Source organism: Kribbella swartbergensis, assembly GCF_054784135.1.
Genome location: NZ_BAAGPM010000022.1, coordinates 297,777 through 321,125, shown reverse-complemented (window position 1 = coordinate 321,125; position 23,349 = coordinate 297,777). Strand labels below are relative to the sequence as shown.

The 23,349-nt window shown below is 69.0% G+C and carries 19 protein-coding genes; 9 read left to right on the top strand and 10 right to left on the bottom strand.

The features are described from left to right. Positions 1 to 128 precede the first annotated feature (128 nt). Positions 129 to 1,508: a dihydrolipoyl dehydrogenase gene (lpdA, locus tag ACYVOK_RS20080; RefSeq protein ID WP_460664006.1), complete on the bottom strand. Its 1,380-nt coding sequence runs from the start codon at positions 1,506 to 1,508 to the stop codon at positions 129 to 131. Positions 1,509 to 1,669: 161 nt separating this feature from the next. On the opposite strand from lpdA, the gene ACYVOK_RS20075 reads away from it, so the two are divergent. Next, on the top strand, positions 1,670 to 1,987 hold the full coding sequence (locus tag ACYVOK_RS20075; RefSeq protein ID WP_460664005.1) for a hypothetical protein: 318 nt from the start codon (positions 1,670 to 1,672) through the stop codon (positions 1,985 to 1,987). Here the strand turns inward: ACYVOK_RS20075 and ACYVOK_RS20070 are convergent. Then, a complete protein-coding gene (locus ACYVOK_RS20070) occupies positions 1,984 to 2,754 on the bottom strand; it encodes a carbon-nitrogen hydrolase family protein (RefSeq protein WP_460664004.1) in 771 nt (256 codons plus the stop codon). The genes ACYVOK_RS20075 and ACYVOK_RS20070 overlap by 4 nt on opposite strands. A gap of 29 nt (positions 2,755 to 2,783) precedes the next feature. Between ACYVOK_RS20070 and ACYVOK_RS20065 the strand changes: the two genes are divergently transcribed. Then, positions 2,784 to 3,422, top strand: coding sequence for a GntR family transcriptional regulator (locus ACYVOK_RS20065; protein ID WP_460664003.1), 639 nt, complete (start codon positions 2,784 to 2,786; stop codon positions 3,420 to 3,422). Here ACYVOK_RS20065 and ACYVOK_RS20060 read toward each other — a convergent pair. Further along, a complete protein-coding gene (locus ACYVOK_RS20060; RefSeq protein ID WP_460664002.1) occupies positions 3,409 to 4,713 on the bottom strand; it encodes an MFS transporter in 1,305 nt (434 codons plus the stop codon). The two genes, ACYVOK_RS20065 and ACYVOK_RS20060, sit on opposite strands and share 14 nt — an antisense overlap. 93 nt (positions 4,714 to 4,806) lie before the next feature. Between ACYVOK_RS20060 and ACYVOK_RS20055 the strand changes: the two genes are divergently transcribed. Beyond that, entirely contained in the window at positions 4,807 to 5,484 is a 678-nt protein-coding gene (locus ACYVOK_RS20055) for a DUF2848 domain-containing protein (RefSeq protein WP_460664001.1), read from the top strand. Positions 5,485 to 5,506: 22 nt separating this feature from the next. Here the strand turns inward: ACYVOK_RS20055 and ACYVOK_RS20050 are convergent, their stop codons facing one another. After that, positions 5,507 to 7,003 carry a leucyl aminopeptidase gene (locus tag ACYVOK_RS20050; protein WP_460664000.1) on the bottom strand — a complete coding sequence of 499 codons (1,497 nt, stop codon included), beginning with the start codon at positions 7,001 to 7,003 and terminating at the stop codon, positions 5,507 to 5,509. 97 nt (positions 7,004 to 7,100) lie between these two features. Between ACYVOK_RS20050 and gcvT the strand changes: the two genes are divergently transcribed. The 6 genes from gcvT (at position 7,101) to ACYVOK_RS20020 (ending at position 14,776) form a co-directional block, all read left to right on the top strand. Then, on the top strand, positions 7,101 to 8,219 hold the full coding sequence (gcvT, locus tag ACYVOK_RS20045; RefSeq protein WP_460663999.1) for a glycine cleavage system aminomethyltransferase GcvT: 1,119 nt from the start codon (positions 7,101 to 7,103) through the stop codon (positions 8,217 to 8,219). A 405-nt stretch (positions 8,220 to 8,624) separates the two neighbouring features. Beyond that, positions 8,625 to 9,632 (top strand): ABC transporter permease, encoded by a 1,008-nt coding sequence (locus ACYVOK_RS20040; protein ID WP_460663998.1) that lies wholly within the window; start codon positions 8,625 to 8,627, stop codon positions 9,630 to 9,632. 41 nt (positions 9,633 to 9,673) lie between these two features. Next, positions 9,674 to 11,431, top strand: a complete 1,758-nt coding sequence (locus ACYVOK_RS20035) for an ABC transporter substrate-binding protein (protein ID WP_460663997.1) — start codon at positions 9,674 to 9,676, stop codon at positions 11,429 to 11,431. A gap of 97 nt (positions 11,432 to 11,528) precedes the next feature. Next, positions 11,529 to 12,521, top strand: coding sequence for an ABC transporter permease (locus ACYVOK_RS20030; protein ID WP_460663996.1), 993 nt, complete (start codon positions 11,529 to 11,531; stop codon positions 12,519 to 12,521). 122 nt (positions 12,522 to 12,643) lie between these two features. Continuing rightward, positions 12,644 to 13,681 carry an ABC transporter ATP-binding protein gene (locus ACYVOK_RS20025; protein ID WP_460664512.1) on the top strand — a complete coding sequence of 346 codons (1,038 nt, stop codon included), beginning with the start codon at positions 12,644 to 12,646 and terminating at the stop codon, positions 13,679 to 13,681. A gap of 18 nt (positions 13,682 to 13,699) precedes the next feature. Next, positions 13,700 to 14,776, top strand: a complete 1,077-nt coding sequence (locus ACYVOK_RS20020; RefSeq protein WP_460663995.1) for an ABC transporter ATP-binding protein — start codon at positions 13,700 to 13,702, stop codon at positions 14,774 to 14,776. Positions 14,777 to 14,819: 43 nt separating this feature from the next. Here ACYVOK_RS20020 and ACYVOK_RS20015 read toward each other — a convergent pair whose 3' ends face one another. From ACYVOK_RS20015 to ACYVOK_RS19990, 6 genes are all read right to left on the bottom strand, one after another. Next, on the bottom strand, positions 14,820 to 16,034 hold the full coding sequence (locus ACYVOK_RS20015; RefSeq protein ID WP_460663994.1) for a low temperature requirement protein A: 1,215 nt from the start codon (positions 16,032 to 16,034) through the stop codon (positions 14,820 to 14,822). Between the two features lie 88 nt (positions 16,035 to 16,122). Continuing rightward, positions 16,123 to 17,436 carry a sugar ABC transporter permease gene (locus tag ACYVOK_RS20010; protein WP_460663993.1) on the bottom strand — a complete coding sequence of 438 codons (1,314 nt, stop codon included), beginning with the start codon at positions 17,434 to 17,436 and terminating at the stop codon, positions 16,123 to 16,125. Beyond that, positions 17,433 to 18,248 carry an ATP-binding cassette domain-containing protein gene (locus ACYVOK_RS20005; RefSeq protein ID WP_460663992.1) on the bottom strand — a complete coding sequence of 272 codons (816 nt, stop codon included), beginning with the start codon at positions 18,246 to 18,248 and terminating at the stop codon, positions 17,433 to 17,435. Before ACYVOK_RS20005 ends, ACYVOK_RS20010 begins: the two co-directional genes overlap by 4 nt. A 191-nt stretch (positions 18,249 to 18,439) precedes the next feature. Next, positions 18,440 to 19,510 (bottom strand): substrate-binding domain-containing protein, encoded by a 1,071-nt coding sequence (locus ACYVOK_RS20000; RefSeq protein ID WP_460663991.1) that lies wholly within the window; start codon positions 19,508 to 19,510, stop codon positions 18,440 to 18,442. Positions 19,511 to 20,061: 551 nt separating this feature from the next. Next, positions 20,062 to 21,249, bottom strand: coding sequence for an ROK family transcriptional regulator (locus tag ACYVOK_RS19995; RefSeq protein WP_460663990.1), 1,188 nt, complete (start codon positions 21,247 to 21,249; stop codon positions 20,062 to 20,064). A 1,163-nt stretch (positions 21,250 to 22,412) separates the two neighbouring features. After that, positions 22,413 to 23,207, bottom strand: a complete 795-nt coding sequence (locus ACYVOK_RS19990; protein ID WP_460663989.1) for an adenosylcobinamide-GDP ribazoletransferase — start codon at positions 23,205 to 23,207, stop codon at positions 22,413 to 22,415. Positions 23,208 to 23,349 lie beyond the last annotated feature (142 nt).

The following is a 23,349-nucleotide window of genomic DNA, read 5'->3' as shown; positions in this document are numbered from 1 at the left end:
AGCGGCCCGCCCGCCTGTCCCAGCGTGTGGCTGATGGTTACCCGCCGACTGCGCGGGACGATCAGCCACACCCTGGGCCCTGCCTGCCGATCCGTGCCGCGCAGTCGGCGGGGGATCAGCAGCAGGACCTAGTCGTGGAAGTGGAGTGGCTTTCCGGCGAGCGCGAGGTGCGCTTCGCCGAGGGCTTCGTTCTGGGTGGGGTGGGCGTGGACGAGGGGGGCGACGTCGGCCGGGTAGGCCTCCCAGTTGTAGATGAGCTGGGCTTCGCCGATGAGTTCGCCGACGCGGGACCCGACCATGTGCACCCCGACCACCGCGCCGTCCTTGGCGCGGACCAGCTTGACGAACCCGCTGGTCTTGAGGATCTGGCTCTTGCCGTTGCCGCCGAGGTTGTAGTTGAGGATGTCGACGTCGCCGTACTTCGCGCGGGCCTGGTCCTCGGTCAGCCCGACCGACGCGACCTCCGGCTCGGAGTAGGTGACCCGTGGGATGCCGGCCTCGTCGATCGGTGTCGGGTTGAGCCCGGCGATATGTTCCGCCACGAAGATGCCCTGCTGAAACCCGCGGTGCGCCAACTGGAGCCCGGGGACGATGTCGCCGACCGCGTACACGCCCGGCACGCTGGTCTGCAGGGAGGAGTCCACGGTCACGAACCCTCGGTCGAGCGCGACGCCGACCTCCTCGTAGCCCAGGCCGGTCGTGTTCGGGCCGCGGCCGACCGCGACCAGCAGCACCTCGGCCTCGATCACCTCGCCACCGCTCACGGTGACGCGGACCCCGGACTCGGTCGTCTCGACGGATTCGAACGCGGTGCCGGTCTTGAAGGCGATCTTCCGCTTCCGGAACGCCCGCTCCAACGTCTTGCTGCAGTCGGCGTCCTCGGCCGGGACCAGCCGCGGCAGCGCCTCGACGATGGTCACCTTCGTACCGAACGAGGTCCACGCGGACGCGAACTCCACGCCGATCACCCCGCCGCCCAGCACCACAGCGGACTCCGGCACCCGGTCCAGGGTCAGTGCGTGTTCGCTGGCGATGACCCGCTGCCCGTCGAGGTCCAGCCCGGGGAGGGTCCGCGAGTACGAGCCCGACGCCAGCACGATGTTCTTGCCCGTGTACGACGAACCACCGACGTCGACCGTGGTCGGCGACGTGAGCCGGCCCTCGCCCTCGATCACGGTGATGCCGCGGGCCTTGAGTTGACCCTGCAGGCCCTTGAACAGCCGGTCGACGACGCCGTCCTTGTACTTGTTCACCCCGCCCATGTCGACGCCCTCGAGCGTGGTGCGGACGCCGAACTGCTCACCCTCACGGGCCGAATCCGCGACCTCGGCGGCATGCAGCAGCGCCTTGGTCGGGATACACCCCCGATGCAGACACGTCCCGCCCACCTTGTCCTTCTCCACCAAGGCCACCGACAACCCAAGAGTCGCCGCGCGCAGAGCGGCGGCGTAACCTCCACTGCCGCCACCGAGAATCACCAGGTCGTACGTCGTACCGCTGTCAGTCACAGGTTCCTCCGTGGGTCTGGTCTGCGGGCGGCGGACCCGGATCGCGGTTCCGGCCCGGCGTCATCTTTTCACCGATGCCGCCGGACGCCACCCCCGGTCCGGCCGGAACCGTTACAGGAGATTTCGTGCCCCCGGTTGCCGTGATAGGGGACACTTGGCTCATGAAGTGGTTCGGTCGCCGGCACAAGCCGGGCACGATGCGCCGGTCGGGCAACCCCGATCAGGAGCACCTGCGGGAGTTCGCCCAAACCCGCCAGGGCGTCGAGGGCTTTGTCGAGCCGCGCACCGCGGTGACCGACTACACCCTGCTGCTGGTCGCCATCGACGGCGAGTGGACCCGGCGCCGGGTGCCGTCGGTCGAGTGGGCGCACAACTTCGCCAACAAGCTGGGCATCCCGTCGTACGACGCCGCGGTCGTCGGCTACCCGCCGCGGATGCGCGAGTACAACGCCCGCATGAAGAACAACGGCGCGCCCTAGAGGATCGGGACGCGTTGCCGCACCGCCGCGACGACGGAGGTGTCGACGACGCCGTGCAGGATCTCCGCAGCGGCGCCGAGCCGGGTACGAGTCTGGCCCAGGGGAGTGGTCAGGCTGCTTCGCCCGATGCCCAGCGGATCGGTCCCGGCCGGCGGCACGTAAGCCTGGTCGCACGCCAGCAGCCAGGCCTGCGCGTCGGCGGCCCGCGCCCGGGTCAGCAGGTCCCACTGCTCCTCCTTGCCCGGACCCGCGCCCCACGACGCCGGTACGGCGACCAGTTCCGCACCAAGCCGGCCGAGTGCCGTGAACTGGTCCGCGAAGCGGAGGTCGTAGCAGGTGGCCAGCCCGATCGTGACGTCCTGGAAGGCGAAGGCCACCACCTCATTGCCTGGAGCAACGGTGTCCGACTCGCGCGAGCCGAAGGCGTCGTACAGGTGCATCTTCCGGTACGACGTCTCCACGCCGGGACCCGTGGCGAGCAGGGTGTTGTACACCCGGCCGTCCTCGGACGGCTCGAAGAGGCCGGCCACGACGACGACGCCGAGATCGGCGGCGACCTTGCGCAGGCCGGTCGCGAACGGGCCGTCGAGCGGCTCGGCGACGCTGCGGAGGTCGGTGCCGAAACAGGCCAGCATCGCCTCGGGCAGGACGATCAGCGAGGCCCCGTCGTCGGCGGCCCGCCGGACGGCGTCCGTGGCGGTGGCCAGGTTCGCGACCGGGTCGGGCCCGGCCGAGACCTGGGCGGCGGCAACGCGAAGAAGTGTCATCTGGCCCTCCAAGGCTGTATACATTGAGTATGCGATTGAGTGGGGACTCCGGCCGGGATCGCGCCTACCAGTACCTGCGGGGGACGGTCCTGAGCGACCCCGCGGTGTCGGGCACGTTCATCAACGAGCAGGCGGTGGCGACCGAGGTCGGGATCTCCCGGACTCCCGTCCGCGAAGCCCTGCTGATGCTCGCGGCCGAGGACCTGGTCCAGTTGGTACCGCACCGCGGTGCGTTCGTGGCGCCGGTGCCGGGCCGCGAGATCGCGGAGGTGATGCAGGCCCGCGGCGTGATCGAGACCTGGGCCGCGACCACCTCGATGGCGTCCGGTGGCGCCCCGGTCGAGGCGATGTCCGCCGTACTCGAGCAGCAGCGGTCGATCGTCGACAACGGCGACGCCAAGGAGTTCATCGAACTGGACAGCCAGTTCCACGCCCTCCTGGTCGAGGCGGCCGGCAACTCCGTGCTCGGCCGGCTGTACGACAACCTCCGGGCCAAGCACGTCCTGCTCGGGGTCGTCGCCCTGCAGCGCAGCGCGACCCGCCGGCAGGAGGTGCTCGATGAGCACCAGGCCATCGTCGACGGCCTCGCTTCGGGCAAGCCCGAGGCGGCCGAGAAAGCGATCCTCAGCCACCTCGACAGCACCGGCTCGCTGCTCATGCAGGGCTGACCACCAGCGGCTCGTCCCGGACGGCGCGCCCCAGCCGCAACCCGACCAGCGTGATCGAGCAGGCGACCGCGATGTACGCCGCGATCACGTAGCCGGTCCCGGCCTTCGCCAGGAAGTACGTGAACGCCAACGGCGCCAGCGCGCCGCCGATCACACCCGCGAAGGTGTAGGCCAGCGAACTGCCCGTGTACCGCAGTCGCGCGGTGAACTGCTCCGACACGAACGCCGCCTGCGGCCCGTACATCAGCGAGTGGAAGACCAACCCGATCACCACACCGGGCAACACGGTCGCCAGTGACGACGCCATGGCGAAGAACACCACCGACCAGACCGCTCCACCGACGGCTCCGATCGCGTAGACGGTACGGCGTCCGTACCGGTCGGACAGCCAGCCGGACAACGGGATCAGCCCGACCTGGAACGCGGAGCCGACCAGTACGGCGGTGACCGCCTCGCCGCGGCTCATCCCGAGCTCTTGGGTGGCGTAGGTGAGGACGAAGACGGCGAACATCGCGTACAGCACATCCGGTCCGACCCGCGCCAGGATGGCCGCGATCAGGGGCCTGGTCTGTGTCCGCAGTACCTCGGACACCGGCGCGGTCGGCCGGTCGCCGCGGGCCTCCAGTTCCCGGAACACCGGAGTCTCCTCCAGCTTCGTCCTGATCAGCAGACCGAAGGCCACGAGGACGGCGGACAGCAGGAAGGCGACTCGCCATCCCCAGCTCAGGAACGCCTCCTCCGACAGTGCGCCGGCGAGAACGGCCAGTACGCCGTTCGCCATCAGCGTGCCGAGTGGCGGTCCGACCTGGGCCGCCGAAGCCCAGAAGCCTCGCTCTCCGTCCTTGCTGAACTCACTGCTCAGCAGAACGGCTCCGCCCCACTCACCGCCCACGCCGACGCCCTGCGCGAAGCGGAGTGCGACCAGCAACGTCGGCGCGATCGCCCCGGCCTGTGCATGCGTGGGCAGCAGACCGATGAAGAACGTGGCCACACCGATCAGCAGCAGCGTCGCGACCAGGACCCGTTTGCGGCCGATCACGTCGCCGAGCCGGCCGAAGAAGATGCCGCCGAGCGGACGGGCGACGTACCCGACCGCGTACGTCGCGAAGGCCTGCAGCGTCCCGGTGAGCGGATCGCTGCCGGGGAAGAACAGGTCGCCGAAGACGAGTGCGGCCGCGGAGCTGTAGACGGCGAAGTCGTACCACTCCAGCGAGGTGCCGGACAGGCTCGCGGCGAACGCCTTGTACAGGCTGCGGCGCCCCGGATCGGTGACTGCGGGGGAGCTGGACATCGAGGTGGACCTCCTTGAGGGGATGCCCCATACTCGTTGTATACGACGTGTTCACGCAAGCGCTGATCAGAAAATTTCCGGAGGAATCGCCCGATGACCCAGACCCTGCGCTTCACCCTGCCCGACGGCAGTGAGCGGGAGATCACTGTTCGTTACGCCCTGAACGCGGGGTACGCCGGCCGCGACACCGAGCAGGTCCAGCACCACGTGGACGAGCTGGCCGAGCTCGGCGTACCCGCGCCACGCCGCATTCCCACCCTCTATCCGCTGTCCGCCTCACTGGTCGGACGACCGGAGGTCGTGCAGGTCGCGCACGCCAAGACGTCCGGGGAGGCGGAATGGGCGCTGGTCGTCGGTGAGAACGACGTCCTGCTGACGGTCGCGTGCGATCACACCGACCGGGCGCTCGAGGTGCACGGCGTCGCCTGGAGCAAGCAGTCCGCGCCGGACGTGCTCGGCGACATCGCCTGGCCGCTCGACCAGATCGAGCACGAACTGGACCAGTTCACGCTGAAGGCGTGGGTCCGGCACGGCGACACCGAGCAGCTGATCCAGGACGGCACGCTCGCGCAGTTGCTGCCGCCGTCGTACTGGTTGAAGGAGCTCGGCGACCGGATCGTCCCGGGCACCGTGTTGCTGAGCGGGACGATCCCGATGATCGCCGGTGTCGACCAGTTCGCCGACGCCTGGCGGGTCGAGCTCACCGACCCGCGCGGCCTCACCAGCCGGATTCGCTACACGGTCGAAGAGCTCGCCCCCGCCTGGGACTGAACGATCCCGTTCCCCGACGTGCTCAGCTCGCTGACGCGGCCAGTTCCACCAGGGTGCGTACGGCGTACCCGGTGCCGCCGGCCGGGGTGTAACCGGACGCGCCGCCCTCGTTGAAGGCCGGGCCGGCCACGTCGAGGTGGACCCAGTCGATGCCCTCGGCAACGAAGTCGCCGAGGAAGGCGGCCGCGGCCAGCGCACCGCCCCACGGCTCGCCGGTGATGTTGGCCAGGTCGGCGACCTTCGAGTGGGACTTCAGCTTGTCCAGCATCTCGGTCGGGATCGGCAGCGGCCACATCGACTCACCGGCCGCGACCGCCGCGTCGACCACCCGGTCGCGGGCGGTGTCGGTGTTCGCGAACGCACCGGCCACCTTGGTGCCCAGGGCAACGACGCAGGCGCCGGTCAGCGTGGCCACGTCGACGATCAGGTCCGGCTGGTCCTCGCACGCCCGGACCAGCGCGTCGCCGAGGACGAGCCGGCCCTCGGCGTCGGTGTTCAGCACCTCGACGGTCTTGCCGCCGTACATGGTCAGGACGTCGGAGGGGCGTGCCGCGGAGCCGGACGGCATGTTCTCGGCCATCGCGGCGTACGTGGTCACCTGGACCGGCAGGCCGAGCCGGGCGATCGCGACGGTCGCGCCGATCACCGCGGCGGCGCCGGCCATGTCGGACTTCATGCTGACCATGCCGGTCGACGTCTTCAGCGACAGGCCGCCGGAGTCGAAGGTGATGCCCTTGCCGACGAAGGCCAGATGCGTCACGGGCTTCTTCGGCGCGTAGCTCAGCCGGACCAGCCGCGGCGGGTTGGCCGAGCCCTGGCCGACGCCGAGGATGCCGCCGTACCCGCCCTTGGCCAGCGCCTTCTCGTCCAGCACCTCGACCTTGATGCCGTACTCCTTGCCGAGCTTCTGCGCCTGCTCGGCGAAGTCGGCCGGGTTGAGGTCCGACGGCGGCATGTTCACCCAGTCGCGCACCTGGCGGACCGCGTCCGCGGTCACCTCGGCCCGCTCGAGCGCGGCCTTGGCCTCCTTGGTGCGGGCCAGGTCGGTGAGCACGGTCAGCGCGCCGGGGGCGTCGGCGGCGGTGTCCGACGACTTGTACGCCGTGAACGAGTACCGCCCGAGCAGCGCACCTTCGGCGACCGCGCGGACGCAGTCGGCGTCCGGGGTCGGCAGCGCGAACGCGACGGACTGCGAGGTCTTCGCGGCCCGGACACCGGTGCCGGCCGCGGTCCGCAGGTCCTCGGTCTTCAGCGCACCGTCCGGCGCCGCGCCGAGGCCGACCGCGATCAGGGTCGGCGACTTGCCGGGCTTCGGGCCGGGCACCTTGGTGACCTCGCCGGCCTTGCCGGTGGCGCCGAGACCCGACAGCACCTCCACCAGCGTCCCGCCGTACGCGGCGTTCAGCGACTCGGTGCCGGCCGGCAGGGTGACACCGCCGCCGAGTTTGACCACGCCGATCACCACGGCGTCGGTCTTGACACCGGCCACGTCGGACTTGCTCAGGGTGATGGTGCTCACGAAAATCTCAGTCCTCCTTGACCGGCGGGCAGACGGCCGGTCGTGACGGTACGTGAATGCTGCCTCCGCATGCTACGCGTCGGGTAGTTTCCCCTCCATGACCCCGTCTCTGTCACAGTCGTCCGAGTTGAAGAAGTCGCCACTGCACGAGCGCCATGTCGCCCTCGGCGCGAAGTTCGCCGAGTTCGGGGGATGGGAGATGCCGTTGGAGTACTCCGGTGTCGTCGCCGAGCACACCGCGGTCCGTACCTCCGTCGGCGTCTTCGACGTCAGTCACCTGGGCAAGGCGACGGTCAAGGGCCCGGGCGCGGCGGCGTACGTGAACTCGTGCCTGACCAACGACCTCGGCAAGATCGCACCCGGCCAGGCGCAGTACACACTGTGCTGCAACGAGCGCGGGGGAGTGGTCGACGACCTGATCGCCTACCTGCACGCCGACGACGACGTGTTCCTGATCCCGAACGCGGCCAACACCGCCGAGGTCGTCCGGCTGCTGCAGGCGGACGCGCCGGAAGGCGTGGTGGTGTCCAACGCCCACGAGGACTACGCGATCCTCGCGGTCCAGGGCACCGACAGCGACGACGTGGTCAGCGCGATCGGCCTGCCGACCGGACACGACTACATGTCGTTCACGACCGCGGAGTTCGCCGGTACGCCGGTCGTCGTCTGCCGGACCGGTTACACGGGTGAGCGCGGGTACGAACTCGTCGTACCGAACCAGGCCGCGGTCGGTGTGTTCGACGCGTTGCTCGAGGCCGGAGCGTCGTACGGGATCGTCCCCGCCGGGCTGGGCGCGCGGGACACGCTGCGGACCGAGATGGGTTATCCGCTGCACGGTCAGGACATCTCCCCGAACATCACACCGGTGCAGGCGCGGTCCGGCTGGGCGGTCGGATGGAAGAAGGAGCGCTTCTGGGGTGCCGAGGCGCTGCGCGCCGAGAAGGAGCGCGGACCCGCCCGGATCCTGCGCGGCCTGCGCGCCGCCGGCCGGGGCATCCCGCGCCCGCACATGACCGTGCTCGACCCGTCCGGCACCGCTCTGGGCGAGGTCACCTCCGGCACGTTCTCGCCGACGCTGAAGAAGGGCATCGCCCTCGCCCTGCTCGACGCCACGATCAAGGAAGGCGACCAGGTCGTCGTCGACATCCGCGGCCGCAAGGAGCCCTTCGACGTGGTCAAGCCCCCCTTCGTCACCGTCCACGTCCGCGAGAGCTGAACCGGCTGACAAGGCGGCTCGAATCGGACCGGGGGATTTGGTGTTCGTCACACTGAGCGAGCGGACACAGAGTGTATCTAGGTGTTACAGAGTGTCAGAATGTGGCACAAATTGGACACTGTCGGTGCTGTGCCGACGCGTTTTGCGAAGGATTGAACGCGCAGGGTGACGATTCGGGGCAAATGTTCCGGTCCGGTACCCGTTCCGGTAACGATTTGTGCACTGGTGCCTAGCACCGCTGGTTTGGTGTCACAGTGTCAGGCAGGCTAGCGCGCGGTTGTGGGGGATCGCGGGTGTCAAGGGGATTTGACGCAGGCCCTCCACACAGCAAAGGCTCGGCACGATTTACCCGATTGTTGCCGGATCTACGAACCGAATCTGGCTGACAGAGCTGACGGAGCGCGAATGACAATAGGTCCCCCGGACACCGCGGTTGGTGTCGAGGAACACCCGGCGTCGGCGGAACCGGAACGGGCGGCCACGGTTGCGCACGGCAAGTCCCCGACCCGGATCGCGTTCGACCGGTTGCGCAAGGACAAGGTCGCCGTCACCTGCGCCGTCATCGTGCTGTTCTTCATCCTGATCGCCGTGTTCGCACCGGTGCTGGCCAAGCTCGAGGGCCAGGACTACGGCACCTTCCACACCGACCTGGTCGACGAGTTCGGGTTCCCGACCATCGGGCCGAACGCCGAGCACTGGTTCGGCGTGGAACCGAAGACCGGCCGGGACAACTTCGCCCGGTGGGTGTACGGCGCCCGCCCCTCGCTGATCGTCGCCTTCACCGCGACCCTGGTCGGCACCGTCGTCGGTGTCGTGATGGGCCTGCTGGCCGGCTTCCTCGGTGGCTGGGTGGACCGGCTGATCTCCTGGATCATCGACTTCGTCCTGAGCCTGCCGTACCTGCTGTTCGCGATCGCGATGGTTCCGATCGTCGAGTCCTGGCGGGGCGGTTCGTTCAACCTCTCACCCGAGGAACAGGCGTCGACCAGGTTCTACGTCCTGATCTTCGTGCTCTCGTTCTTCGGCTGGGCCGGGCTGGCGCGCATCATCCGCGGCGAAGTGCTGTCGCTGCGCGAGCGCGAGTTCGTCCTGGCCGCGAAGGCGATCGGCGTACCCACCCGGCAGGTCCTGTTCAAGGAACTGCTGCCGAACCTGGTGGCCCCGATCGTCATTGCCGCCTCCCTGGCGCTGCCCGCGTATGTGACAGCGGAGGCGGGACTGTCCTTCCTCGGTGTCGGTCTGGTTGAGCCGATCCCGTCCTGGGGCCAGACGATCGCGGTGGCCACGAACTGGTTCAAGGCCTACCCCTTGTTCCTGTGGCTGCCGGTGATCGGCATCACCATGCTCGTGCTCGCACTGGCCCTGCTCGGCGACGCGGTACGCGACGCCTTCGACCCCAAGACTCGCCGGTAGTGCGGCGATTGCCCCAGCGGCAGAAAAGGAGAAACGCAACCATGCAGTGGAAACGGATCACCGCGATAGCGGCGACGGTCATGCTGGCCGCCGTCGCCTGCGGCAGCCCGTCGTCGAACAACGATTCCAACACCGGCGGGGGCGACATCGGCGGCGCCCAGGAGAAGGCCACTGACGCGACTGCCAAGGGGCCGGCGAAGGAGATCGAGGGGGCGAAGAAGGGCGGCATCATCACCGTCCTGTCCGACGTCACGCCGGACACCTTCGACCCGACGAACATCTACTACGTCGACGGTAACCAGATCGGCAAGCTGATGTACCGGGCGCTGACCCAGTACCGGCTGGACGAGGGCACCGGCAAGCCCGTGCTCGTCCCCGACCTCGCCGAGGACCTGGGCACCAAGTCGGCCGACGGCCTGACCTGGACGTTCAAGCTGAAGCAGGGCATCAAGTACCACGACGGCACGCCGGTCAAGGCGGCCGACTACGCGTACGCGATCAAGCGGTCCTTCGCGCACGACCTGTACGACGCCGGACCGACGTACCAGCTGCAGTTCTTCAAGGACGGCGACAAGTACAAGGGTCCGTACGGCCCGAACGGCGCCAACTACGCCGGTGTCGAGACGCCGGACGAGAGCACCCTGGTCATCCACCTGGCGAAGAAGTTCGACGACCTGCCCTTCTACGCGGCGTTCCCGATGTTCACGCCGATCCCGCAGGCCAAGGACACCCAGAAGAACTACGAGCAGCGCCCGATGGCGACCGGCCCCTACAAGGTCGACTCGTACACCCCGGGTACGCAGCTCAAGCTGTCGAAGAACCCGAACTGGGACCCGAACACCGACCCGGTGCGGCACCAGTACGTCGACGGCTGGGACTTCAAGTTCAGCCAGGACCTGATCAAGGCCCAGCGCCAGGTGCTGGCCAGCGCCGGCCCGGACGCGAACGCGCTGAACTACAGCAACCTCGACGTCAGCCTGCTGCCCGAGGTCAAGGACCAGAGCCAGCTCGTCAAGGGTCCGGGTCCGTGCACCATCACCTACCCGATGGACACCCGGAAGATCCCGCTCGAGGTGCGCAAGCTGATCGCAAAGGCGCACCCGTACGACTCGTGGCGTAAGGTCGCCGGCCTGAACCCGAACGACTCGCCGCCGGCCTCCACCATCCTGCCGCCGGCTGTTCCGGGCTTCGAGAAGTACGAGCTGCCGGGTCTGACCGGTACCGGTAAGGGTGCCGAGGACGACGCGGTCGCCGCCGAGGTCAAGTCCGAGCTGGCCAAGCTGGGCAAGGCGAACTTCGAGTTGAGCTGGTACTACCAGATCGACGACAAGATCTCGACGCAGGTCACCCAGCTGCGCAAGCAGGTCTACGAGAAGGCCGGCTTCAAGGTCCGGGCCATCGGTGTTCCGAAGGCGAAGTACCGGACGTTCATCGGTGACCAGAACGCTCCGGTGAACATCGGCAAGTCGCCGACCGGTTGGTGCTCCGACTGGCCGAGCGGTACCAGCTGGTTCCCGGTCCTGTTCAAGTCCGACGCGATCGAGCTGGGCAACAGCATCGGTCAGCTGCAGGACAAGGCGCTGGACGCCGAGATCGACCGCGTCGCGGCGATGGAGCCGGACCAGCAGCTGAAGGAGTGGACGAAGATCGACAAGATGATCGTGGAGAAGCACCTGCCGCTGCTGCCGCTGTACTACTCCGCGACCAACTCGCCGGTCGGCAAGAACATCGGCCACGCGATCAACGACATGACCCAGGGCATGCCCGAGTTCACGTCGATGTACCTGAAGCAGCCCTGATCAGCGCCTCGTAACTGAGGTGGTAGTACTGATCTGAACGGTGGAGTGGTGCCCGGACCCGTCCGGGCACCACTCCGATCGGTGAGGAGACAATCCCGTGCTCTACTTCGTGGCGCGCCGCCTGGTCAGCGCGCTCAGTGTCGTGTTGGTCACCTTGATGGCGACCTTCGCGCTCTTTTTCATCGCCCCGACCGACCCGGCCGGTGCGATCTGCGGTGAGCGCAACTGCACCCAGCAGCGCTACAACGAGATCAGGCAGAACCTGCACCTGGACCGGCCCAAGGTGCAGCAGTTCGCGGAGTACACCGCGGGGATTTTCGCCGGCCGGGAGTTCACCACCTCCGGGGTCACGCGGGACTGCGCCGCGCCGTGCCTCGGCTTCTCGTTCAAGAACGACCGCCCCGTACTCGACATGCTCAAGGACCGGTTCCCGGTGACGCTGTCGCTCGTGATGGGGTACGCCGTCATCGTCCTCACCGTCGGCGTGTTCATCGGCTCGATGGCGGCGAAGAGACGCGGGACGGTGGGCGACCGGGCCCTGATGACCAGCACGTTGGTGCTCAGCTCGGTGCCGTACTACATCGTCGCGCTGATGATCTCGCTCTACCTGACCGTCCTGTATCCGATCCTCCCGCGCGGATCGTGGACCCCGCCGACGGAGAACGCCGGCAAATGGGTCGCGGGTCTGGTGACACCCTGGCTCGTGCTCGGCATCTACAGCTGTGTTTCCTACGCTCGGTACTCCCGTGGCTCCATGGTCGAGACGCTGAGCGAGGACTTCATCCGCACCGCCCGGGCCAAGGGCCTGTCGGACCGCAAGGTCACGTACAAGCACGCGCTGCGGTCCGGCATGATCCCGGTGATCACGATCTTCGGCCTGGACGTGGCGACGAGCCTGGCCGGCGCGATCTTCACCGAGCGGATCTTCGACCTGCCGGGGCTCGGTGTCCTGGTCCTGGACAGCTTGAACAGCTATGACCTGCCCGTCATCATGGGCACGGTGCTCGTCGCATCGGTCATGATCGTCGTGATGAACTTCCTGGTGGACATCGGCTACAGCCTGATCGATCCGCGGGTGAGGCTTTCGTGACCACACCCGCCCCCGAGGACCGGAAGGACACCATGGTCGACAGCGCAACCGGCCGGCCCGAGACTCCGGCCGACACCAAGCGAGGCCCGGCGGTCGCCACCCGCGAGCGTCGCCAGGGTGCGATGAACCCCAGCGGTGAGACGCCGTACCTCGTGGTCGAGGACCTGACCGTCAAGTTCCCGACCGCCGACGGCGTGGTCAGCGCGGTGAACGGGCTCAGCTACTCGGTCCCGCTCGGCCGCACGCTGGCGATCGTCGGCGAGTCCGGCTCCGGCAAGTCCGTCTCGAGCATGGCCGTGATGGGCCTGCACGACCGCAGGCGCACCAGGATCACCGGCTCCATCCGGCTCGGCGGCGACGAGATCGTCGGCCTGCCGGAGAGCGAGTTGATGAAGATCCGCGGTGACGCGGTGGCGATGGTGTTCCAGGACCCGCAGTCCTCACTGCACCCGCTGTACACGGTCGGGAACCAGATCATGGAGGCCTACCGGGTGCACAACAAGGTGTCCAAGGAGGTCGCCAAGAAGCGCGCCCTGGAGATGCTCGACCTGGTCGGCATCCCGAATCCGCAGCGCCGCTTCTCGCAGTACCCGCACGAGTTCTCCGGCGGTATGCGGCAGCGCGCGATGATCGCGATGGGGCTGGTCAACGACCCGAAGCTGGTCATCGCCGACGAGCCGACCACCGCGCTGGACGTCACCGTCCAGGCGCAGATCCTGGACCTGCTGAACAACCTGCAGAAGGAGTTCGGCTCCGCGATCGTGCTGATCACCCACGACCTGGGCGTGGTCGCCGAGATGGCCGACGACGTGCTGGTGATGTACGCCGGCCGCTGCGTCGAGTACGGCACTGCCGAGGACGTGCTGGCCCGGCCGCGGATGCCCTACACCTGGGGTCTGCTCGAGTCGATCCCGACCGTGTCGGCGGCGAACGAGCGGCTGCGCCCGATCAAGGGTCTGCCGCCGAGCCTGCTGAACCTGCCCACCGGCTGCTCCTTCAACCCGCGCTGTCCGTACAAGGACCGGGTGAAGGGCGAGCGCTGCACCACCGACCTGCCGGAACTGCTTCCGGTCGACGGTGCCGGAGCCCACACGTCCCGCTGTCACCTGCACGACAAGGCCTCGATCTACGAGGCCGAGGTCGCGCCGAGACTGGGCTGACGGGGGCTGAGGAGAGAGATGAGCGACAACGTGCGCAAGGTCGACGGCGTACCCACGGTCGGTTCCGCGTCCGATGCGGGTGCCCCGCTGTTGCAGGTGCGCGACCTGAAGATGCATTTCCCGATCAAGGAAGCGGCCGGTCTGGGCCGGACCAAGAAGGTCGTCCAGGCGGTCGACGGCGTCAGCTTCGACCTGAAGGCCGGTGCCAGCCTCGGCCTGGTCGGCGAGTCCGGCTGCGGCAAGTCGACCACCGGCCGGATGATCACCCGGCTGCTGACCCCGACCGCCGGGCAGATCCTGTTCAAGGGCACCGACATCGCGCAGCTCAAGGAGCGGGACCTGCGCCCGTTCCGGCGGCAGCTGCAGATCGTCTTCCAGGACCCGTACAGCTCGCTGAACCCGCGGCAGACGGTCAGCAACATCATCAGTACGCCGCTGCGCGTGCACAACCTGGTACCGAAGGGCAAGGAGCTCGACCGGGTCCAGGAACTGCTCGAGCGGGTCGGCCTGAACCCCGAGCACCACAATCGGTATCCGAACGAGTTCTCCGGCGGTCAGCGTCAGCGCATCGGCATTGCCCGGGCGCTCGCGGTGGAGCCAGAGGTGATCATCGCCGACGAGCCGGTGTCCGCGCTGGACGTATCCATCCAGGCCCAGGTGATGAACCTGCTGGAGGACCTGCGGCGCGACCTCGGCATCGCGTTCGTCTTCATCGCCCACGACCTCGGCGTGGTCCGGCACTTCTGTGACCAGGTCGCGGTGATGTACCTGGGCAAGATCGTCGAGCAGGGTCCGCGGGACCAGATCTACAACGCTCCGCAGCACCCGTACACGCAGGCGCTGCTGTCGGCCGCCCCGGATCTGGGCACCATCCGTGGCGTCCCGCCGAAGGAGCGGATCCGGCTGGTCGGCGACGTACCCTCGCCGATCGACCCGCCGAGCGGGTGCCGGTTCCGGACCCGCTGCTGGAAGGCGGAGGACATCTGCGCCACCCAGGAGCCGCCGCTCGAGCCCAAGCCGCAGTCGGCCCCCGGGCACGCCGCCGCGTGCCACTTCGCGGAGCCCAAGGTCGACCTGACCGCGGCCACCGCCTGAGGCATCTGTGTGAAGGCCCCCGCCGATCCGGCGGGGGTCTTTCTCATGCGTGCTGCTGGCCGTGTTTCAACTGGTCGCGTTCCTGCGCGAACCGCACCGACTCGAAGACGGCCAGGCCGGCCAGCAGAGCAGTCAGTACGCCGAGTTGCCCCAGCGCCGGCACCTTGCCCAGCAGCGGTACGGCGACCAGCGCCAGCCCTGCCGTGACCAGTCGCGAGGTGCCGGCCTTGTGCATGGTCCGCCACTTGAAGCCGACGTGACCGAGCAGGTAGATCGCGACACCGCCGAACAACGCGGCCAGGCCGAGTCCCTTCAGCGGGTCGCCGAGATCGTGATGCTCGGTGTCACCGACGTACTCGAGCACCTTCTTCAGGCCGAGCGCGAGCAGCACGACGCCGGTCACCATCGGGAAGTGCAGGAACGTGTACGCGTCCCTGGCCAGCCTGGGCCGGGTCTCGGCCGGCTCGGAAGCCAACGCATGCTCGCCGTAGTGCACGGTGGCGTCGAAGTAGATCCACCAGAGCGCGGCCGTCACGGCCAGGCCGAGCAGGGAGGCGATCACGATCGGCCAGGAGATCGGCAGGTCGGTGACCCCGACGCCGATCGCCACGATCGACTCGCCGAGCGCGATGATCACGATCAGCGAGTGCCGCTCGGCGAAGTGCGCGGCCGAACGGAACCGCCAGCCGCGTGCGTCGATCAGGTAGGTGCCGCCGTAGTCGACCGCCAGCGCCGCGGCCCAGAGCGCGGTCTGCGTGCTGCCGTGGTACTGCGAGGCGATCAGCAGCAATATGGTTGCCCCGAGCATCGACGGCGCGAATCGGACCAGCGTCCGGCGCAGGACCGCGTCGCCGTCCGCGATCAGCCAGAAGAGCACCAGGTGCAGCGCGCGGAAGGCGAAGTACGCACACGCGATCACGACCGGGCCGGGCAGGCCGCCGGGCAGATCGTGGAACGCCTCCGGAATCGCGAGCGCGATCACGAACATCGCGGCCATCGCCATCAGCAGGACGCCGCGGACGGACCCCTCGTCGGCCTTGACCAGGTTGCACAACCAGGAGAAGCCGATCCAGCTCCACCACAGCAACCCGGTCAGCAGGACACCGCGCAGTACACCGTGCCAGGTCAGGTCGTGCGCCATCAGCGCGGTGATCTGCGTCAGCGCGAACACGAACACCAGATCGAAGAACAGCTCCAGCGGCGTGACCGTGTGGTCCGCACTGGTTCGCGCTGCCTTGATGGGATTCCTGGACGTCATGCGCCACATCCTGCCACCCGGAGCTGGAAACGGTGGGCTCCCGCCTGGTCAGGGTCAGGAGAGAGCCCACCGCGCTCTGGGCCGGGCGCTAGGCTCGGCCGTGGGCCTGCCGGCTGCGGCGGCTGAGGGAGTCGATGGTGACGGCGATCAGCAGAACACCGGCGGTCACCATGTAGCGGACGCTGGAGTCGAGGCTGAGCAGCGCGAGGCCGTTCGAGATCGACATGATCACCAGGGCGCCGAGCAGCGCGGAGTACGCCGACCCGCGGCCGCCGAACAGACTGGTCCCGCCGATCACCGCGGCGGCGATCGCGTTCAGGTTGGTGTCCGCGCCGCCGCTGCTCTGGTTGACCGCCACCAGCCGGGCGGCGGCCAGCAGACCGCCGACGGCGGCGAACGTCGAACACGCCGCGAACACGGACAGGTAGATCATCCGGACGTTGATACCGGCCCGCCGGGCGGCCTCCACGTTGCCGCCGACCGCGACGACCGACCGACCCCAGCGCGTCCGCCGTACGGCGAAATCGGTGGCCACCACCAGCGCGAGGAAGAGCAGGAACATGGACGACACGCCGCGGTCGCCGTTCAGGATGATGACCGGGATCAGCAGCACGACGGCGAGCGCGCCGGCCTTGATCGCGATGATCGACGTGGGTGCCGCCGACAACCCGGCCGCGACGCGGGCGCTTCGGCCACGCAGCCGGGTCAGCACGTACGCCGCGACGACCGCCGCGACCAGCGCGTAGGACAGCGCGGGGGAGAGGAAGCTGCGGGTGGCGAATCCGACGAGAGCGGAGTCGAACGGCAGGTTCAGCGAACCCTCCTTGCCGAGCACCAGCAGCTGCAGACCGAGGAAACCGAGCAGACCGGCCAGCGTGATCACGAAACTCGGTACGCCGAACCTGGTGTAGAGCGCGCCGTAGAACAGGCCGATGGCCAGACCGAGAAGAACGCCGACCAGGAGCGACAGCGCGAGCGGCCAGCCCTTGTTGACGAACGTCACCCCGAGTACGGCGGCCGACAGTCCGCTGACCGAGCCGACCGACAGGTCGATCTCGCCGAGCAGCAGGACCAGAACGATGCCGATGGCAATCACCCCGACCGAGGTGGTCTGCAGGGTGAGGTTGACCAGGTTGCGGCTGGACAGGAACGAGCCGTTCGCGATCTGGAAGACCGCCCAGATGATGACCAGGCCGACCACCACCGGCACCGAGCCGAGGTCGCCGGAGCGCAGCCGGGCGGTGAACGCCGAGACGGCGCCGCTGATGCCGTGGCTGGCGATCAGCCGCTCGTCCTGCAGGTCGGCCGGCAGTTCGACGGCCGGGCCGTTGCCGTTGGCCGCGCCGCCGGCCGTCGGGCGCGGGGTGTCCTGAGGCCGGAGCTCGGATCCGGGCAGCGTCATGATGCGGTCCCCTCCTCACGGGTCCGGCGCGCTGCGCGCTCGGAGACCGCGTTGTCCGTCGCGCCGGTGATGGCGGCGATGATGTCCTGCGTCTTGGTCTCGCTGACCACGAAGACGCCGTTGTTGCGGCCCAGACGCAGTACGGCGACCCGGTCGGCGACCGCCATCACGTCGGCCATGTTGTGACTGATCAGGATCACCGCGAGACCCCGTTCGCGCAGCCGCTCGACCAGGTTGAGGACCTCGGCGGTCTGAGCCACGCCGAGAGCCGCGGTCGGCTCGTCCAGCATCACGACCTTCGGCTGGCCGAGCAGCGAGCGGGCGATCGCGACGGTCTGCCGCTGGCCGCCGGACAGGCTGGCCACCGGGATCCGGACCGACGGGATCTTCGCGGACAGCTGGCGGAGCAGCTCCCACGAGGACCGCTCCATCTCGACCTCGTCGAGCACCTTGCCCTTGCGCAGCTCGCGGCCGAGGTACAGGTTCGCGACCACGTCGAGGTTGTCGCACAGGGCCAGGTCCTGGAAGACCGTGGCGATGCCTAGTTGCTGCGCCTCGGCCGGACTGCCTACCCGCACCTCCCGGCCGTCGAACACCATCGTGCCGTCGTCGGCGGTGTAAACGCCGGCGATCGTCTTCACCAGCGTCGACTTGCCGGCGCCGTTGTCGCCGACCAGGGCCAGGACCTCACCGGCCCGGACGTCCAGCTCGATGTTCTTCAGAGCCTGGACCGCGCCGAAGCGCTTGGAGATGCCCCGCAGGGCCAGCACCGTACTGGTGCCGACCGGGGCCGGTGTGGGGGTGACAGTCACTCGATCAGCCTCCTGGGGCTTTGTCTTCAGGCCATGATCCCGGCGATCAACCGCCCGGGACAGCCTTTCCGGTTCCGGAACCTGGGCGCTCTGTCCCGGCGGATTCGGCTCGGTCCGGCCGTCGGCCGTCGTACCGGCCGGGACACCGGCGTTGCCCCGCACCTCACCGCGGGGCAACGCCGGGGGGCGGGTCAGCTGAGGCCGGCGGCGGTGCAGGCGGCGGCGAACGACGCGGTGCAGATGTCGCTCACCTTGTAGATGTTGTCCTTCACCACGGTGTCCTTGATGTTGTCCTTGGTCACCGCGACCGGATCGAGGATCGTCGACGGTACGCCGTTCTTCTCCGTCGTCGACTCGGGCTTGTCACCGTTCGCCAGCGCCACCGCGCCCTTCGCGGCGGCCTCGGCCTGCGGCTTGACCGCCTTGTAGATGGTCATCGCCTGGTCGCCGGCCACGATCCGCTGGATCGCCGCGAGCTCCGAGTCCTGCCCGGTGACCGGCGGCAGCGGCTTCACGCCGCCACCTTTCAGGGCCGCGATCGCGCCGCCCGCCGTACCGTCGTTCGCGGCGTAGACCCCGACCAGGCCGTTCTTGATCGCGCTCAGCTGGCCCTCCATCCAGGCCTGCGCCTTGTCCGGGCTCCAGTCCGGCGTGTCGAACTCGGCCGCGATCTTGAAGCCGCTCGCGTCGAGCACGCTGTGCGCCCCCTTCTTGAAGTCGGCGGCGTTCGGGTCGGTCGGCGAGCCGTTGATCATGGCGATGTTGCCGGACGTCTTGCCGGCCGCCTTGAGCGTGTCGACCAGGGTCTGCGCCTGCAGCTTGCCGACCGCCTCGTTCTCGAACGAGACGTAGTAGTCGGCGTTCTCGATGAACCGGTCGTAGGCGACCACCGGGACGTTCTGGCCCTTGGCGGACGCGACCACCGCGGCGGCGGCCTTGCCGTCGACCGGGTCGAGGACCAGCACGTTCGCGCCCTGCGTCAGAGCCGCCTCGGCCTGCTGTTGCTGCTTCGCCGCGTCCTGATCGGCGTTGCTGTAGATCAGTTCGCAGTTCGCACAGGCCGCCTTGAGGGCCTCGGTGAACAGCGGCCGGTCGAGCGCCTCGTAGCGGGTCGTCTTCGACTCGGGCAGCAGCAGCGCGATCTTCTTGGCTTCGCCGGAGCCTCCGGCGGCGGGTTCGTCCGACCCGCAGGCCGCCAGGGACAGCGCGAGGGCCGAGACGGTCAGGCCGAGGCCGACGAGACGAGAGGGAGAGACGAACATGTGGCGGCTCCTTGACGTGATGACCCGAGTAGGCCTGACCGAAGTCAAGCGGCGCCGAGCCTTGACGTCAAGACTTGAATTCAAGAAATAGACATATTCACGTCACGAATCCGGTACAAATGCGCCCCAAGAGCACCCAGTTGGTCCCCGCCGCCGACAAGCCCCCGAGCCCCGACCGAACCCAGCTGCTCCTGCCCTTGAACCCGCCGCCAGTAGCACCCCACCTCCGCACCGCCCCGCACCCGCGCACCGCCGCCGGCCCGCACCGCCCCGCAGCGCCCCGCACCCACGCGCTCGCCCAGTCGGCACCTCGCGTCCGGCCCGCACCGCCCCCGCACCGCGCACCCCGCCTCCGGCCCGCACCGCCCCGCACCCGCTCGCGCCCAGCCCGCACCTCGCGCCCGCCCCGCACCGCCCACGCGCCCCCACGCTCGCCCAGCCCGCACCTAGCGTCCACCCCGCAGCGCCGCACACTCGCGCGCTCGCCCAGCCCGCACGTCGCGTCCGCCCCCGCACGAGCGGTCGTGGGGTTAGGCGGGGTGGGGGGCGAGTTAGGCGGTGGTGAGGGATTTGGTGGCTTGGGTGTGGCTGAGGACGGAGGCGAGGTGGATGGCGCCTTGAATGTCGGCGTCGTCGCCGAGTTCGGCGCGGCGGAGTTCGACGGTGGCGGCCGCGCTGGGGATGGCGCAGCGATCGAGGGCCTCGCGGAGCGGATCCATGATCAGGTCACCGGCCTCAGCCATCAATCCGCCGACGACGATCACCTCCGGGTTGAGCAGGTTCACCAGCCCGGCGACGGCGACACCGACCCGCCGGCCGGCGTCCTCGATCACCCGCCGGCAACCCAGGTCGTCCTGCAGGGCACGGTGCACGATGTCCTTCAATCGGAGCGGCCCGTGCGACGCCGCCAAGCTGTTGATCAACGCCCGCGACCCGACGAACGTGTCCAGGCAGCCGCGGTTCCCGCACCGGCAGACCGGCCCGTTCTCGTCGATGGTGACGTGCCCGATCTCGCCCGCCGTACCGGCCGAGCCGCGGAACACCTCCCCGTCCAGCACGATCCCAGCGCCAACGCCGTACGAGAATTTGAGGTAGCAGCCGTGCCGGACACCGCGCAGCGCACCGTTGCGAAGCTCGCCGAGCGCGGCCAGGTTGGCGGTGTTGTCGAGCGCGACCGGCGCGCGCAGGTGACCGGCCATCGCCTCGGTGACATTGACGCCCCGCCAGCCGGGCAGTACTGCGTCCGAGCCGGCCTGGCCGCTGACGGAGTCGACGGGCGCGGGCAGGCCGAAGCCGATCGCGGCGATGTCCTCGACACCGGAGCTCACGGTCTCGGCCAGGTCGGCGAGCAGCCGGGCGGCGCGCTCCATCCCGTCGTCGGCCACGTGGTCGGCCTGCAACGGCATCAACTGCTGGGCGAGGATCTCGCGGGACTCGTTCGCGATCGCCACCCGAACGTCACGCTCGCCGAACGCGACCCCGGCGAGCAGTCCGCCGCCGGACGCGAGCGAGACCAGGACGGCGCGGCGGCCGTTGCGGATACTGCGCGACAGGCCGACCATGCCGGCCTGGTCGAGCTCGCGGACCATGTTCGACACGGTCGCGGCGGACAGGCCGGAAACGGCGGCGATCTCGACCTGGGTCAGCGGGCCGTGCTGCCGGACGACCCCCAGAACGCGCTCGCGGTTGGCTTCGCGCAGCGAAGCCTGCGAACCAGGCGCCGGGCGAGTTGCGTTCATTACATAAACATAACGGATCGCGAGGCCTTCGTTGCCAACCACCGGTGATCCCGCCTGAACATCCCCATCCGACCTCGCCATTCACTGCCCCACAGCAACGACCCGCCTGACAGTAATGCACCAACCCCACCCCCACCCCCCGACCCGCCCAACCCCACCAAGCCCACTGCCTGGCGCTCACATGAGAGGAGAACCCTTCGAATCGCCCCTTCTGCGCTCGTATTACGCATCCAGAAGGGGCAAACCCAAGGGTTATCCCCTGAGATGGCGGGCCGCGTGGTGAGGCGGGTGTCAGGCGGCCGGGGTGTGAGGCGGGCGGGTGTGAGGTGGAGTGCGGGGCGAGGTGGGCTGCGTTGCGAGGTGCGCTGCGGGGCGAAGTGGGCTGCGTTGCGAGGTCGGCCGGGATGCGAGGTTGGGTGGCGAGGTGGGACCCGGATTCGTGGCGAGAGCCAGAGTCAGGAGAGCTATGGGGAGGGCGAGTTCGATGCCGGTTCTGGCGCCGAGGACGTCGCCGGTGATGCCGCCGATGGCTGCTTCTCGCGCGTCGGGTGACCAGGCGGCCGACGACTGCGAGGCGTACGACGAGGGCAGTGCCGGCCAGACGTCGTCCATCGACGGAGGCGACGTGGTCGTAGGTGAGCGGTTGGTCGCCGGGCGGGGTGGTAAGGCGGGGCTAGGTGGTGAGGTTGGGGTTCGGAGGTGCAGGCCTAGGTCAGGAGAGCGTTGCGAGGGCGAGTCCGATGCCGGTGCCGAGGACGTATCCCGTGACGCCGCCGGTGACTGCTACGCGGCAGGTGGTCAGGCGGCTGACGACGACTGCGAGGCGTACGACGAGGGTAGTGCCGGCCAGATGTTATCCATCGACGGAGGCGACCTCGTCGTAGGTGAGCGGTTCGTCGCCGGGGGAGACGGGTTAGGTGGTGATGCGGGGGCTAGGTGGTGCGGGCCTGGGTCAGGAGAGCGTTGGGGCGGAGAGTTCGATGCCGGTGCCGGACGTCTGCTTCTTGCGCGGCGGGTGACCAGACGGCTGACGACGACTGCGAGGGGTACGACGAGGGCAGTGCCGAGCTAGAAAGTTGTACGTCGACGGAGGTCGTGGGTGGGCGTTCGTCGCCGGGGACGCGGGGCTGGGTGGTGCGGCGGGGCTGGTGGTGAGGCGGGGGTTAGGTGGTGAGGGCGAGGGTTAGGAGGGTGGTGGGGAGGGCGAGTTCGATGGTGGTGCCTAGGACGTCGCCGGTGATGCCGCCGATGGTTGCTTTGGCGCGGCGGGTGACGAGGAGGCTGACGGCGACTGCGAGGAGTACGGCGAGGGCGGTGCCGGCCAGGAGTTGTCCGGCGGCGGGGGTGACGGCGCCGGGTGGCGTGAGCGGTTCGTCGCCGGGTGGGGTGAGCCAGGTGAGGGTGAGGGTGGCGGCTAGTACGGCGATGGTCGTGAGGGCTGCGGTGAACGGGCGGACCGTGGCGGCGACGGTGGCGCCGAGGCCGTCGGGGCGGGCTGACGGGACCGTCGTACGGCAGGTCCAGGGGAGGGTGAGGCGGCTCGCCATGGCGGCGATGAGGACTGCCTGCCAGCCGAAGCCGGACTGGATGCACGCGGTGAGGGCCGCGACGTCGAGGAGCAGTACGGCGATGATCGCAACGACTCCGAACGGGCCGATGTCGCTCTGCTTCATGATCCGCAGCATGGTCTCGCGATCCCGCCGACTGCCGAGCGCGTCTGCGAAGTCGGCCAAGCCGTCCAGGTGCAACGCGCCGCAGAGCACCACCAGCACCAGCACGCCGAGTACACCAGCGAGCAGGTCGGCATCCGCCCTCACAACCTGAGTCACCGCCACAACCCCGGCCGCGATCCCACCGATCACTAGTCCGACGCCGGGCGCCAAAACCATCGCCCGCCCACCAACTACCCGATCCACCCGCGAAGGCATCCGGGCCGGCAACACACTCAAAGTCCCCACCGCCAACCAAAACCCGTCCCTCCACCCCCCACCCCGAGCCCCGCGACTTTCGTCCCTACCCGAGTCGTCGGTGTTGTCTGTCGTGGTGGCGGGGATGTTCGGGCGGGGGCTGCGGGTTTGGGGCCGGTTCCGGGCCGAGGGA